Here is a 12,406-nt window from a genome sequence, read left to right on the forward strand (position 1 = left end):
GCCGCCGAGCAGCCCGTCGTCGGTGCTCTCGCTGGCCGTGCCGGTCGGGTGCTCGGTGGTGCCGTGACCGGTGGACGGGGCGCTGTGGCGCGGCGGGGTCGAGCGAGGGGTGCCGGGGGACGCGGAGCCGGAGCCCCGGTGCCTGCCGTCGCCGCCCTGGGAGGACTGCTGCGGCAGCAGGGACTGCAACGGGGCGACTTCCTGGTCTATGGCGTCGAACACCGACGACACCTGCTGTTTGACGTCCCCGAGCTGCACCGGCAGCTTGTCGCTCAGCGCGCTCCATGCCTCGCGGTGGGACCGGGAGAACGTGGACAGCGCCTGGATCGGGCCCAGCTGGTCCGGATCGGCCTCGTAGGCCGCGTGCAGCAGCCGGTGGCCCTCGGTGACGTCGTGCTGCATCCCGGACAGGGTGCGGCGGATCTCGCCGATGGACTCATGGTCGAGATGGCCGCCGCGACCGCGCTCCATCAGCCGACGGGCCTCGCCGAGCCGGGTGGAGGCCTGGTCGAGGTAGACCTGGCCGCGCTGGTCCTCGCCATTGCTCAGATAGTCGAGCTTGAAGTCCTCGATGCCGCGTTTCAGTCCGTACAGCGAGTCGCCGGGCAGGGCGTGTCAGCCTGGTCCGCGGCCGGAGTTTGCCCAGCGGGCTCGCCCGGTGCGCGCCCTTGCCTTTGCGCTGACCCGGTACGGTCGGCTCCGCCCCGGTCCCCTCCTGGAGCATGGCCTCCATCGCGGCCACCAGCTGTGCGCGCTGGACGACCTTGACGTCGGGGTCGAGCTGCGGCCTGGGCAGCGCGCCGAGTCCGTCCGCGAGGGCCAGCAGACGGCCCCGCTCGGTCAGTTCCTCGGTGGTCGGCGGGGAACCCGCCGGTTCGTCGGACTGCTCGGCCGCCGTGTCCCGGTCGGGCTGCTCCTCCAGGGCCTGGGCGAAGGCGTTCGCCCGCCGGTGCGCCGATACGTTCGCGATCACTGGCGGCACCTCCTCTCGTCATGACGGTCGACTCCCCAGGGGGTCCTGAGGGTTGCACGCCCCCGGCCACTCCACCCGATCGAGCGATGGGCTGGCCGGGAGGTGACCACAGGGAGCCTGTATCCCGCACAACGACTGGCGCGGCACTTGGGTTACGGACCCCGATCGATCCGTGCGGAAAGTCAACGCGCCTTTACGGAAGGTGAGTTGGCGGTCGCCCGGAGTGGCGGGCCGGGGGCGGGTGCTTTCAGCGGGCGTCGTCCGGCAGCAGCCGGGCGAGAGTGCGCACCGCGCGGTACTGGAGGGTCTTGATCGCGCCCTCGTTCTTGCCCATGACCCGGGCGGTCTCCGCGACCGAGAGGCCCTGGAGGAAGCGGAGCGTCACGCACTCCTGCTGCTGCGGGTTGAGGCGTCGTACGGCGTCCAGGAGCGCGGCGTTCGACAGGGACTCCAGGACGGAGTCCTCCGGTGAGCGCTCGACCTCGTTGGCGTCCAGCATCTCGCCGGTGGTGACCTCCAGCCGGAAGCGGCTGGACTTGAAGTGGTCGGCGACGAGGTTGCGGGCGATCGTCACCAGCCAGGCGCCGAAGTCGCGGCCCTGCCAGGTGAAGGTGCCGATCCGGCGCAGGGCGCGCAGAAAGGTCTCGCTGGTCAGGTCCTCGGCGGTGGCGCGGCCGCCCACCCGGTAGTAGATGTACCGGTAGACGGTGTCGCTGTACTGGTCGTACAACCGTCCGAAGGCCTCGGCCTCGCCCGCCTGGGCGCGCTCGACCAGATCCATCATCCGGGCGCTGTCGCTGTCGGCGGCCGGGCGGCGGGCGGTGGTGGCGCCGCCGCCCGCGCCCGCGGGGCGGCCGCGTCTGGCGATGGCGGCGCCGCCGTCGGCCAGTGCGTAGCACGGGCCCGTGGGCGCGGCGATGGCGAAGGCGGGGACGGTGAGCGCGGTGGGGACGAGGCCGCGCAGCAGCGTCTCTTTGACCGTTGCGACAGTTGCGCGCAGCGTAGCCAGGCCCGAGGCGTCAACCCCGACGTGTGGGTACACGGGACTCCCAGAGGCAGAGCTTTCATCACGTGCAGTGCGGAACCGTTCACCCGTCGTAGCGACGGAGGGGTACCGGTTTGCGTCTGAGGAGAATAACGCTTCGTGCAGGCCCTGCTACACCGAGTTGCTCAAATCACCGATTGCGTCGCATCTGTAACCGATTGTTGCCCAATTCCGTTCCGCAACCTGATCACTTCTTGACCGAAAAAGGGCGTGTTTCGGCGAACTCCAGGACATCTTGAAATGGCCGCGGCATAATTCCGGGCGCGTGGAGGGCCGTCGAGAGGTGCCCACCTTCTGCGGCGAGACCCCCGTCGGCCAGGACCTACCGGCGCCGGCGACTCAAGGCGATCGCCGCCGCAGTGCCACCGGCCACCGCGCCGACGCCCGCCGCCGCCGGAATCCCCACCTTCGCCGCCTTGCGCCCCGTGCGATAGTCCCGAAGCCGCCAGTCCTTCTCCCGCGCGTGTTTGCGCAGCTTCGCGTCCGGGTTGATGGCGTACGGGTGGCCGACGAGCGAGAGCATCGGGATGTCGTTGTGGCTGTCGCTGTACGCCGCGCAGCGGGCGAGGTCCAGGCCCTCCGCCGAGGCCAGCGCGCGCACCGCCTCCGCCTTGGCGGGCCCGTGCAGCGGCTCGCCGACCAGCCGGCCGGTGTAGATGCCGTCCACCGACTCCGCGACCGTACCGAGCGCCCCGGTCAGACCCAGCCGGCGCGCGATCACCGTGGCGATCTCCACCGGCGCCGCCGTGACCAGCCAGACCTTCTGCCCGGCGTCCAGGTGTGCCTGGGCGAGCGCGCGGGTGCCCGGCCAGATGCGGTCGGCCATGTACTCGTCGTAGATCTCCTCGCCGATGGTCTGGAGCTCGACGACGCGATGGCCCTTGACGATGGACAGCGCCGAGTCGCGGGCGTCCTGCATGTGCTCGGGGTCCTCGACCCCGGCCAGCCGGAACCACGCCTGCTGCCAGGCGAAGCGTGCCAGGTCGCGGGTCTCGAAGAACTTCCGCTTGTACAGGCCGCGCCCGAAGTGGAAGATCGCGGCGCCCTGCATCACGGTGTTGTCGAGGTCGAAGAAGGCGGCCGCGCTGGTGTCGCCGATCACCGGGAAAGCCGGTTCCTCCGCGTCGGCCCGCGCGGTCTCCTGTGCCTCCTCCGAGGACTTGCGGGCGGCCTCGGCCGAGGCCTCGCCTGCCAACACGCTCCGCGCCGTGGCGGAGCGCCTACGGGGAGTGAGCCATCCGAGAGCGGCCATGCCGTGAGCATAGCCAGTCTGTTCGGTGCTCCCCGAGCCGGAAGGTTCAAAGGCCGTGAACTCTGGGTGAGGCAAGGGTTAAACCGGGTGTGCCGGGGCGGCGCGCGAGAATGGCCGGTATGAGTCCACTCTTCCGACGCAGCGGCGACAAGAACGCGAAGACCGAGCCCGGCGAGCGGCTGGTCACCCTGATCCGCAAGCCCGGCTGCCATCTGTGCGACGACGCGCAGGCCGTGATCGAGAAGGTCTGCGGGGAACTCGGGGTGCCGTGGGACCAGAAGGACATCGGCGAGGACAAGGAGCTGTACGACCGGTACTGGGAGCAGATCCCCGTCGTACTGGTCGACGGTGAACAGCACACCTTCTGGCGCGTGAACGCCGATCGGCTCCGCAAAGCACTGACCGAGTAGTCCAACTGGTCCCGAAAGTCGCTTAGGATCTACGGGCGGTTTGGTCTCGGGGGCGGGATTCGTGAGGAGCGTGTGCGGTTTTGCCCCCAGTAACGAAGGCGCGCCGGTGTGTGCCCGCCGGTTCCCGCCAACGGCGCGAAAGGTGCGTGACCCCGGTCACTTCTGCCGGGCAAATCGGACACCATCTTTGTGCACGCGTTCACAAAGACATAGCCTGCTGTCGACGGGGCGGTCTGGGGACGTATGACCGCCCGCAGCCCCGCTCTACCATCAGGAGCACCGTGGCAACTGGCCGAACACACCGACCGGCGACCCGCAGCCGAGGGATTCCCGAGGCCACCGTCGCCAGGCTTCCGCTGTACCTCCGAGCCCTGACCGCGCTGTCCGAGCGCTCGGTACCCACGGTCTCCTCCGAGGAGCTGGCCGCGGCCGCGGGGGTCAACTCCGCCAAGCTGCGCAAGGACTTCTCTTACCTGGGCTCCTACGGAACGCGCGGTGTCGGCTACGACGTGGAGTATCTCGTCTACCAGATCTCCCGCGAACTCGGCCTCACCCAGGACTGGCCGGTTGTCATCGTCGGTATCGGTAACCTCGGCGCCGCCCTCGCCAACTACGGCGGGTTCGCCTCCCGCGGCTTCCGCGTGGCAGCGCTGATAGACGCGGACCCGGGCCTGACCGGCAAGCCGGTCGCGGGCATCCCGGTGCAGCACACCGACGACCTCGAAAAGATCATCAAGGACGACCGGGTCTCCATCGGCGTCATCGCCACCCCGGCCGGCGCCGCCCAGCAGGTCTGCGACCGGCTCGTGGCCGCCGGGGTCACCTCCATCCTGAACTTCGCGCCGACCGTGCTGTCCGTGCCGGACGGCGTCGACGTGCGCAAGGTCGACCTGTCGATCGAACTCCAGATCCTCGCCTTCCACGAGCAGCGCAAGTCCGGTGAGGAGAGTGCGGCCGGCGACGGTGGCAAGGCCGCCGCCGTCACCCCCCGCGACGACGCCGACCAGGGACCCGACGGGGACGTACCCGCCGTGATGCCCGCATGAGCCTCCTCGTCGTCGGACTGAGCCACCGCAGCGCCCCGGTCAGCGTGCTGGAGCGGGCGGCGCTGAACGCGGACGCCCAGACCAAGCTGCTGCACGACACGGTCGCCGCCGAGCCCGCCACCGAGGCCGCGGTGCTCGCCACCTGCAACCGCATCGAGCTGTACGCCGACGTGGACAAGTTCCACGCGGGCGTCGCCGAGCTGTCCACGCTGCTCGCCCAGCACAGCGGCGTCGGCCTGGAGGAACTGACCCCCTACCTGTACGTCCACTACGAGGACCGGGCCGTCCACCACCTCTTCTCGGTGGCCTGCGGCCTGGACTCGATGGTCGTCGGCGAGGGCCAGATCCTCGGCCAGATCAAGGACTCCCTGGCCCGCGCCCAGGACCTGCACACCGCGGGCAAGCTGCTGAACGACCTGTTCCAGCAGGCCCTGCGGGTGGGCAAGCGCGCCCACTCCGAGACCGGCATCGACCGCGCGGGCCAGTCCCTGGTCACCTTCGGCCTGGAGCAGCTGGCCGCGGGCGGCGACGTCCAGCGCTGGGCGGCCGGCCGCCGGGCGCTGGTGATCGGCGCCGGTTCGATGTCCTCGCTGGCCGCCGCCACGCTCGCGCGGGCCGGGGTCGCCGAGATCGTCGTGGCCAACCGCACCTTCGACCGTGCCGAGCGCCTCGCCGAGATCCTTCAGGAGGCCGACGACAACGCGGTGACCGCCCGTGCGGTACGGATGAACGCCGTGCCGGACGAGCTGACACGTGCCGACGTCGTCGTCTCCTGTACCGGGGCGACGGGCCTGGTGCTCACGGCGGAGTCGGTCGCAGGGGCCGTCGAGGGCCGCACCGGGCAGCCGCCGGTCACCGAGCCCCGTTTCACGGCCGTCAAGCCCGAGGCCCCGCAGCCCGCCGCCGACGAGAACTGCCCCCTGGACCTGGCCGCGGCCCAGCCCGGCTTCTCCGTCCTGGGCGAGGCCGCCGTGGCCGGGATGGACGCGGCCACGCTGGAGCAGCACGCGACCTGGGCGGCCGGGGGCAACACGCGCCCGGCGGGTGGTCGTACCACCGAGTCCGCCGAGGCGGACGCCGAGCTGATCACCGCGCTCGCCGCGACCGCCGCCACCGTGGGCCGGATCCCCGAGCGGCGCCGCCCCGAGCCGGTCGCCGAGCGGCCCGCGCCCGTCGTCTTCCTCCTCGACCTGGCCATGCCGCGCGACATCGACGCCGCCGTGCACCGCCTCGCCGGGGCGCGCCTGGTGGACATCGAGTCGCTCGCCGAGGCCTCCGCCGACGCTCCGATGGCGGCCGACGTGGACCAGGTGCGGCGTATCGTCTCCGACGAGGTCGCGGCCTTCGGGGCGGCCATGCGGGCGGCGCACATCACGCCGACCGTGGTCGCGCTGCGCACCATGGCCGCGGATGTCGTCGCCGCCGAGATCGCGCGGCTGCACGGCCGCCTGCCCGACCTGGACGACCGCCAGCGCGGTGAGATCCGCCAGGCCGTGCACCGGGTCGTCGACAAGCTGCTGCACGCGCCGACGGTGCGGATCAAGCAGCTCGCGGCCGAGCCCGGTGGCACCGGGTACGCGGACGCGCTGCGCACCCTGTTCGACCTCGACCCCGAGACGGTCGCCTCCGTCTCCCGGGCCGAGGACAGCACAGAAACGAAGGACCGACCGGCATGAGTGACAAGGCACTGCGACTGGGAACCAGGCGGAGCAAGCTCGCCATGGCCCAGTCCGGTCAGGTGGCGGAGGCCGTCCGCCGGGTGACCGGGCGACCGGTCGAGCTGGTCGAGATCACGACGTACGGCGACACCTCCCGCGAGCACCTCGCGCAGATCGGCGGCACCGGCGTGTTCGTCACGGCGCTGCGCGACGCGCTGGTGCGCGGCGAGGTCGACTTCGCCGTCCACTCGCTCAAGGACCTCCCCACGGCCGAGCCCGAGGACCTGGTCCTGGCCGCCCTGCCGGTGCGCGAGGACCCGCGGGACGTGCTCGTCGCGCGCGACGACCTGAAGTTCACCGACCTGCCGCGCGGCGCCCGCATAGGCACCGGCTCCCCGCGCCGCATGGCCCAGCTGAACGCGTACGCCCGCGCCCACGGACTGGACATAGAGACGGTCCCGATCCGCGGCAACGTGGACACCCGCATCCGGTACGTCCGCGACGGCGAGCTGGACGCGGTCGTGCTGGCCGCCGCCGGACTCCACCGGATCGGTCGCATCGAAGAGGTGACCGACTTCCTGTCGGTCGACACGGTTCTGCCCGCCCCCGGCCAGGGGGCCCTGGCGATCGAGTGCGCCGCCCAGCGCGCGGACCTGATCGCGGCGCTCGGCGAGCTCGACGACCCGTTCACACGGGCCGCCGTGACCGCCGAACGGTCACTGCTCGCCGCCCTGGAGGCCGGTTGCAGCGCACCTGTGGGTGCGTTGGCCGACTTGTTGGAGGGCGGGCAGTTTGTCAAGGAAATGCGCCTGCGCGCCGTCGTCGGGACCACCGACGGCACCCGCATGGTGCAGTTGTCCACCACCGGTCCCGTGCCCCAGACGCACGAAGGTGCGCTGGCACTCGGTAGCGAACTCGCCGCCGAGATGCTCGCCCAGGGCGCGGCCGGTCTGATGGGGGAGCGAGCACATTGAGCCCCACCGCCCTTCCTGCCGCCGGTCCGGAACACGGGCACGTCACCTTCCTCGGTGCCGGACCCGGGGATCCGGGACTGCTGACTCTGCGCGCCGTGGAGGCACTGTCGAACGCGGACGTCCTGATCGCCGAGCCCGAGGTGCTCGATGTGATCCGGACGCACGCGCGGCAGGGCGTCTCCGTCGTGCACACCGACGGGAACCTCTCCACGTCGCCACCGGGCACGCCGCAGCTCACGGTCGTTGACGGCACGTCAACCACCGCCGCTGCCCCGTCTCCTGCCCGGGATGCCGTTCATCTTGTCATGGAGGCCGCGCGGGGCGGCAGGCGGGTCGTGCGTGCGGTCGCGGGTGACCCCGGGCTCGACACGGACGCCGCCGAGGAGATGCTGGCGTGCGCCGCGGCCGGGGTGCCCTTCGAGGTGGTACCCGGTGTCGCTGCCGCGGTGGGTGTGCCGGCGTACGCCGGGGTGCCACTGCGGGACGCGGACGGCGCGGACGTCCGGTTCGTGGACGCCCGTACCGCCTCCGACCGCTGCTGGACCGAGGTCGGCGCCTCCGACGGCACGGTGGTCGTCTCCACGACCCTGGACGCGGTGGCCGCCGCGGCGGGCGAGCTGGTCTCGGCCGGCCGTAAGCCGGACACCCCGCTGACGGTCACCGTCGCCGGTACGACGACACGCCAGCGCACCTGGTCCGCGACGCTCGGCACCATCGCGCAGACGCTGAAGCAGGCGAAGGTGCTGCCCTCGCCGGACGGTGGCCGCCCGGTGATAGCCGTGGTCGGCGAGCGTTCCGCCGCCGCCCGGCGCGACCAGCTCTCGTGGTTCGAGTCCAAGCCGCTGTTCGGCTGGAAGGTGCTCGTGCCGCGCACGAAGGAACAGTCGGCGGCGCTCTCCGAGCAGCTGCGGTCCTACGGCGCGGTGCCGCACGAGGTCCCCACCATCGCGGTGGAGCCGCCGCGCACGCCCCAGCAGATGGAGCGCGCGGTCAAGGGCCTGGTCACCGGCCGCTACGAGTGGATCGCCTTCACGTCGGTCAACGCGGTGAAGGCGGTGCGGGAGAAGTTCGAGGAGTACGGCCTTGACGCTCGGGCTTTTGCGGGTATCAAGGTGGCTGCGGTGGGCGAGCAGACGGCTCGCGCGCTGATCGCCTTCGGCGTGAAGCCGGACCTGGTCCCGAGCGGCGAGCAGTCGGCCGCCGGTCTGCTGGAGGACTGGCCCCCCTACGACCCGGTCTTCGACCCGATCGACCGCGTCTTCCTCCCGCGCGCGGACATCGCCACGGAGACCCTGGTGGCCGGTCTGATCGAGCTGGGCTGGGAGGTCGACGACGTCACGGCGTACCGCACCGTGCGCGCCTCGCCCCCGCCGGCCGAGACCCGCGAGGCGATCAAGGGCGGCGGCTTCGACGCGGTCCTGTTCACCTCGTCCTCCACGGTCCGCAACCTGGTCGGCATCGCGGGCAAGCCGCACAACGTGACGGTGATCGCCTGCATCGGCCCCGCGACGGCGAAGACGGCCGAGGAACACGGCCTCCGCGTCGACGTCATGGCCCCGGAACCCTCGGTCGCGAAACTGGCCGAGGCCCTGGCCGACTTCGGCGCGAAGCGCCGCGACGCGGCGCTGGAGTCGGGCGACCCGGTGACCCGCCCGAGCGAGCGCAGGCCGGGGGCGCGGAGGCGTCGTTCGACGACCTGATCCCCCCATGGACCCTTGCGTCCCGCACCACAGCGCGTGGTGCGGGACGCTTGGTGTTTCCGGGGCTGAGCGGTGGTCGGAGAAGTGCTCCCCGCCCGCCGCCCGAGATCAGTACGCTGCCGCCATGGTTGACGTGGGGGTGGGCGAGCTGCGTCGCAGCCGCGAAAGACTGGAGAAGCAGGCGCGGGCCGCCGAGAGCGCAGGGGAGTTACCGGCGAGTGGGCTGCTGCTTTTCTACGCGGCTGAGTGCGGCCTGAAGGCCGAGTTGCTGCACCGCGTCCTTCATTGCAGAGACACTGCGGGCCTGCCGGGTGATCTGCGCTCGCACGATCTGCGGCGCTTGGCCAAGGCGCTGAACCTGAAGGACCCCGGGACCGGGCCCGACCCGCTGAGATGCCGACGGCACAAGGGCGCCGCCTGGATCGAGAGCCGCGAACTGCACGAAGCGTGGCGTTATGGTGCAGAACTGCGTGCGGATGATCAGAAAGCGGCGCTGGACGCCCTGAAGTCGTTGCTGAACGACGCCAGGAAGAGGATGTGAGCGTAATGGCCGAGAGGCTCTTCACCTGGGTCGATGTGGATGCCCACCTCGCGGAGGCCGCGGTCGCGGGTGAGTGGCCGGACTGGTTGCTGGAGGCCGACGCCTGGTGGGACGGGCTGGAGCTGTCTGTGCGGCCCGGAACCACGGAGGCCATGGTCCGGGATTGGCTGGACGCCCTGTTCGGCCTGGGCTCCACCGCGGAACACGACGGCGCCCTCGAACTGGGGCTGGACCGGCCGAGTTCCCACGTCCCTGACGCCCTGAAGGTGAGGCTGGTCGCGGTCGGCCAACGCGAAAAGGTGATGCGGCGGCCTCGTCTCGGCGAGCGGCGTGTCGTACGGGAACTGGGCGAGTCACTCGCCCGCCCTCAGAGCGCCGAGTTCCCCGGAGACAAGCAGCTGATCGCCTTCCATTCCTTCAAGGGCGGGGTGGGACGCACCCTGCACGCGGTGGCGCTGGCCGACCATCTCGCCATGCGGGGACAGCGTGTTCTCCTGATCGACGCGGACCTTGAGGCACCTGGCATCACCTGGATGTACCAGGCGCAGCATGGTCGCTGCGACATCGCGTACGAGGACCTGCTCGCCCTGCTGCACTCGGCCCAGCAGGGGGACGCGACGCGGGCCGTGGAGATCGCCGCGGCCTTTCTGCCGAACCAGCGGGTGTCGAAGTATCCGGGGACGGGATGGGTGACGGTGCTGCCCGCCAGCCGACGGACGCGGCTCGGTCCGCCGCGGATCGCTCCTGCGGACCTGCTGACCGAAGACCGGTCACCGTACTTCCTGAGCGAGTCGCTCGCCGCGCTCGCCGAGGCGGCCGGGGCGGACACGGTCGTCCTCGATCTCCGCGCGGGTGCGTCCGAACTGGCTGCCCCGATCCTGCTCGACCCCCGCGTCATGAGGGTGTTCGTCACCACCGTCAGCAGCCAGTCCCTGCAAGGCACCGAAACGCTGATCCGCCAGTTGGGCGGGCAGTCACCGGCTGTAGCGGGGGTCGACCCCGCGCCCGGCGCCGTCATCACCCAGTACCGGCTGGACGTTCACGACGGCCACGCCGAGCAGGCGCGGACGCGGCTGTCCGCCGCCTTGTCCACGACCTTCGCGGTGCCGGAGACGGCCGGCGAGGGCACGCCCTCCCCGGATGAACTGGCGGTGGACGAACAGGTCCTGACCGAACCGGTGTTGAGCCCCTTCCGCGAGGAACTGCTCGCCCTGCCGCAGAGCTGGGACGCGGTGGTGGAGGTCGTACGACGGTGCGGCCTGCCCGAGCTGCTGGAGGAGTTCGCCCCCGGCCTGACGGTCCCCGGTGCGCCGGAAGAGGAGCCCGGCACGCTGGACGACCGCCGGCGTGCTCTGGCGGCCGACGCGGGTCGCCTGATCTTTGCCGAGCAGCATGGCACCGACCTGGGCCTCAAGTTCCTCACCACCGAGCCGGTGCGCCGGCTCATCGCCGACCACAGCACCGATCTCCCCGTGGCGGTCGTAGTAGGGGCCAAGGGGTCGGGCAAGACGTTCACGTTCGCCCGTATGTGCGCTCAGACGACGTGGGAGTGCTTCGCCGCCGAGAACGACCAGCACGTCCAGCGCTCCGCGCGCGTGGTGCCCGTGCTGGACCCGGCGAACATCGCCGAACAGGGTGACGCGTCGCCCCAGCAGCTGCGTGACGCGGTGGCGGGCGGTGTCGGCATCACCGCGGACGAGATCCGCGCACATCTCAACGCGGGTCTGCGCCACGAACGGGCGGGAGAAGCCGAGTTCTGGCGCGACCGTTGGCTGGAGTGCCTGGCTCGTGCGGCGGGTGCGGGCGAAGGAGATCCTTCCGAGGACTTCCTCATCCGGATCAATCAGGCCCCGGACGCCACCCTGTTCGTTGTCGATGGGTTGGAGGACTGGCTGGGGACGCCGGACTCCGAGTCCAAACGCATGGCCCTGCGGGCGCTGTTGATAGAGGTCCCCGCCTGGCTGCGTCGATTGCGCAGCCGTTCGCTCGGTCTTGTCGTCTTCGTGCGGCAAGATCTCGTCCGTGCGGCCATCCGGCAGAACCTCGGGCAGTTCCTCGCCCGCTACTCGCCTTACGAACTGCGGTGGGAGGCCGAGGACGCGCTGCGACTGTCCCTCTGGGTGGCGGTGAACGCGGGCGCGGTCACCGAGCCGTCCCGTCTGATCGCGGACATGGGCTTCGACGAGATCGTCCGGGCTTTGCTGCCGTTGTGGGGGGCGAAACTGGGCACGGAGTCCTCACGGGAGGCCTGGACCGAGCGCTGGGTACCGGCGGCACTCGCGGACTTCAATGCGGAGATCCAGGCGCGGGACATCGTGCGCTTCCTGTGCGAGGCGGCCAAGGTGTCCGTGGGCGACGGCCGCTGGTCCGAGCGCGTGCTGACCCCGGCGGCCATGCGCAGGGCGCTGGTGGCGTGCAGCCGGGCCAAGGTCGAGGAGATCGGCCAGGAGAATCCCCGGCTGGGGGAGCTTCTTCGGCGCATGTCGAGTTTCTCGGAGTCGGTGAAGATGCCGTTCGAGGCGTCCGACGTCGCACTGGAGTCGGACGAGGCACAGGACCTCGAAGAGTGGGGCGCGCTGGCCAAGGACGCCGATGGCCGGTACCGGATGCCTGAGATCTACCGGCATGCCCTGGGCTTTCGCACGCAGGGAAGGGCGCGGGTGGTCAGGGGGCTGTGAGGAGCCGGAACTGATGGACAAGGCTGCCTGCCCGCGCTGCGGCCAGCCCTTGCGACCCGCACGCCGACCACCTTGTCGATGTCAGCCACCGGACCACCGTACCGATCCCTGAGTGGCAGTGGCCCGCAC

General features: G+C 71.2%; 9 protein-coding genes and 1 pseudogene. 7 read left to right on the top strand and 3 right to left on the bottom strand.

Annotated elements, in window-relative coordinates:
• The 3 genes and pseudogenes from CCN72_RS06615 to CCN72_RS06625 all read right to left on the bottom strand — a co-directional run.
• Positions 1 to 973 (bottom strand): annotated as a pseudogene (locus CCN72_RS06615) (DUF5667 domain-containing protein); the annotation flags it as partial.
• Positions 974 to 1,220: 247 nt separating this feature from the next.
• Positions 1,221 to 2,015, bottom strand: a complete 795-nt coding sequence (locus CCN72_RS06620; RefSeq protein WP_037663396.1) for an ECF subfamily RNA polymerase sigma factor, BldN family — start codon at positions 2,013 to 2,015, stop codon at positions 1,221 to 1,223.
• Between the two features lie 325 nt (positions 2,016 to 2,340).
• On the bottom strand, positions 2,341 to 3,270 hold the full coding sequence (locus CCN72_RS06625; RefSeq protein ID WP_086806695.1) for an HAD family hydrolase: 930 nt from the start codon (positions 3,268 to 3,270) through the stop codon (positions 2,341 to 2,343).
• 110 nt (positions 3,271 to 3,380) lie between these two features.
• Between CCN72_RS06625 and CCN72_RS06630 the strand changes: the two genes are divergently transcribed.
• The 7 genes from CCN72_RS06630 to CCN72_RS06660 all read left to right on the top strand — a co-directional run bounded on the left by CCN72_RS06630 (position 3,381) and on the right by CCN72_RS06660 (position 12,277).
• Complete coding sequence (locus CCN72_RS06630) at positions 3,381 to 3,680, top strand: glutaredoxin family protein (RefSeq protein WP_202442825.1); 300 nt, start codon at positions 3,381 to 3,383, stop codon at positions 3,678 to 3,680.
• A gap of 281 nt (positions 3,681 to 3,961) precedes the next feature.
• The gene (locus CCN72_RS06635; protein WP_086806697.1) at positions 3,962 to 4,726 is read left to right on the top strand and encodes a redox-sensing transcriptional repressor Rex; all 765 of its coding nucleotides are present in this window, start codon (positions 3,962 to 3,964) and stop codon (positions 4,724 to 4,726) included.
• Positions 4,723 to 6,402, top strand: a complete 1,680-nt coding sequence (locus CCN72_RS06640) for a glutamyl-tRNA reductase (protein ID WP_086806698.1) — start codon at positions 4,723 to 4,725, stop codon at positions 6,400 to 6,402. Before CCN72_RS06635 ends, CCN72_RS06640 begins: the two co-directional genes overlap by 4 nt.
• On the top strand, positions 6,399 to 7,358 hold the full coding sequence (gene hemC / locus CCN72_RS06645) for a hydroxymethylbilane synthase (RefSeq protein WP_086806699.1): 960 nt from the start codon (positions 6,399 to 6,401) through the stop codon (positions 7,356 to 7,358). Before CCN72_RS06640 ends, hemC begins: the two co-directional genes overlap by 4 nt.
• Complete coding sequence (locus CCN72_RS06650; RefSeq protein ID WP_086806700.1) at positions 7,355 to 9,058, top strand: bifunctional uroporphyrinogen-III C-methyltransferase/uroporphyrinogen-III synthase; 1,704 nt, start codon at positions 7,355 to 7,357, stop codon at positions 9,056 to 9,058. Before hemC ends, CCN72_RS06650 begins: the two co-directional genes overlap by 4 nt.
• Positions 9,059 to 9,182: 124 nt before the next feature.
• Positions 9,183 to 9,599 carry a hypothetical protein gene (locus CCN72_RS06655; protein WP_136100256.1) on the top strand — a complete coding sequence of 139 codons (417 nt, stop codon included), beginning with the start codon at positions 9,183 to 9,185 and terminating at the stop codon, positions 9,597 to 9,599.
• Between the two features lie 5 nt (positions 9,600 to 9,604).
• On the top strand, positions 9,605 to 12,277 hold the full coding sequence (locus CCN72_RS06660; RefSeq protein ID WP_086806702.1) for a KGGVGR-motif variant AAA ATPase: 2,673 nt from the start codon (positions 9,605 to 9,607) through the stop codon (positions 12,275 to 12,277).
• The last annotated feature ends 129 nt before the right edge of the window (positions 12,278 to 12,406 follow it).

Source organism: Streptomyces murinus, assembly GCF_002154555.1.
Classification (GTDB): domain Bacteria; phylum Actinomycetota; class Actinomycetes; order Streptomycetales; family Streptomycetaceae; genus Streptomyces; species Streptomyces murinus.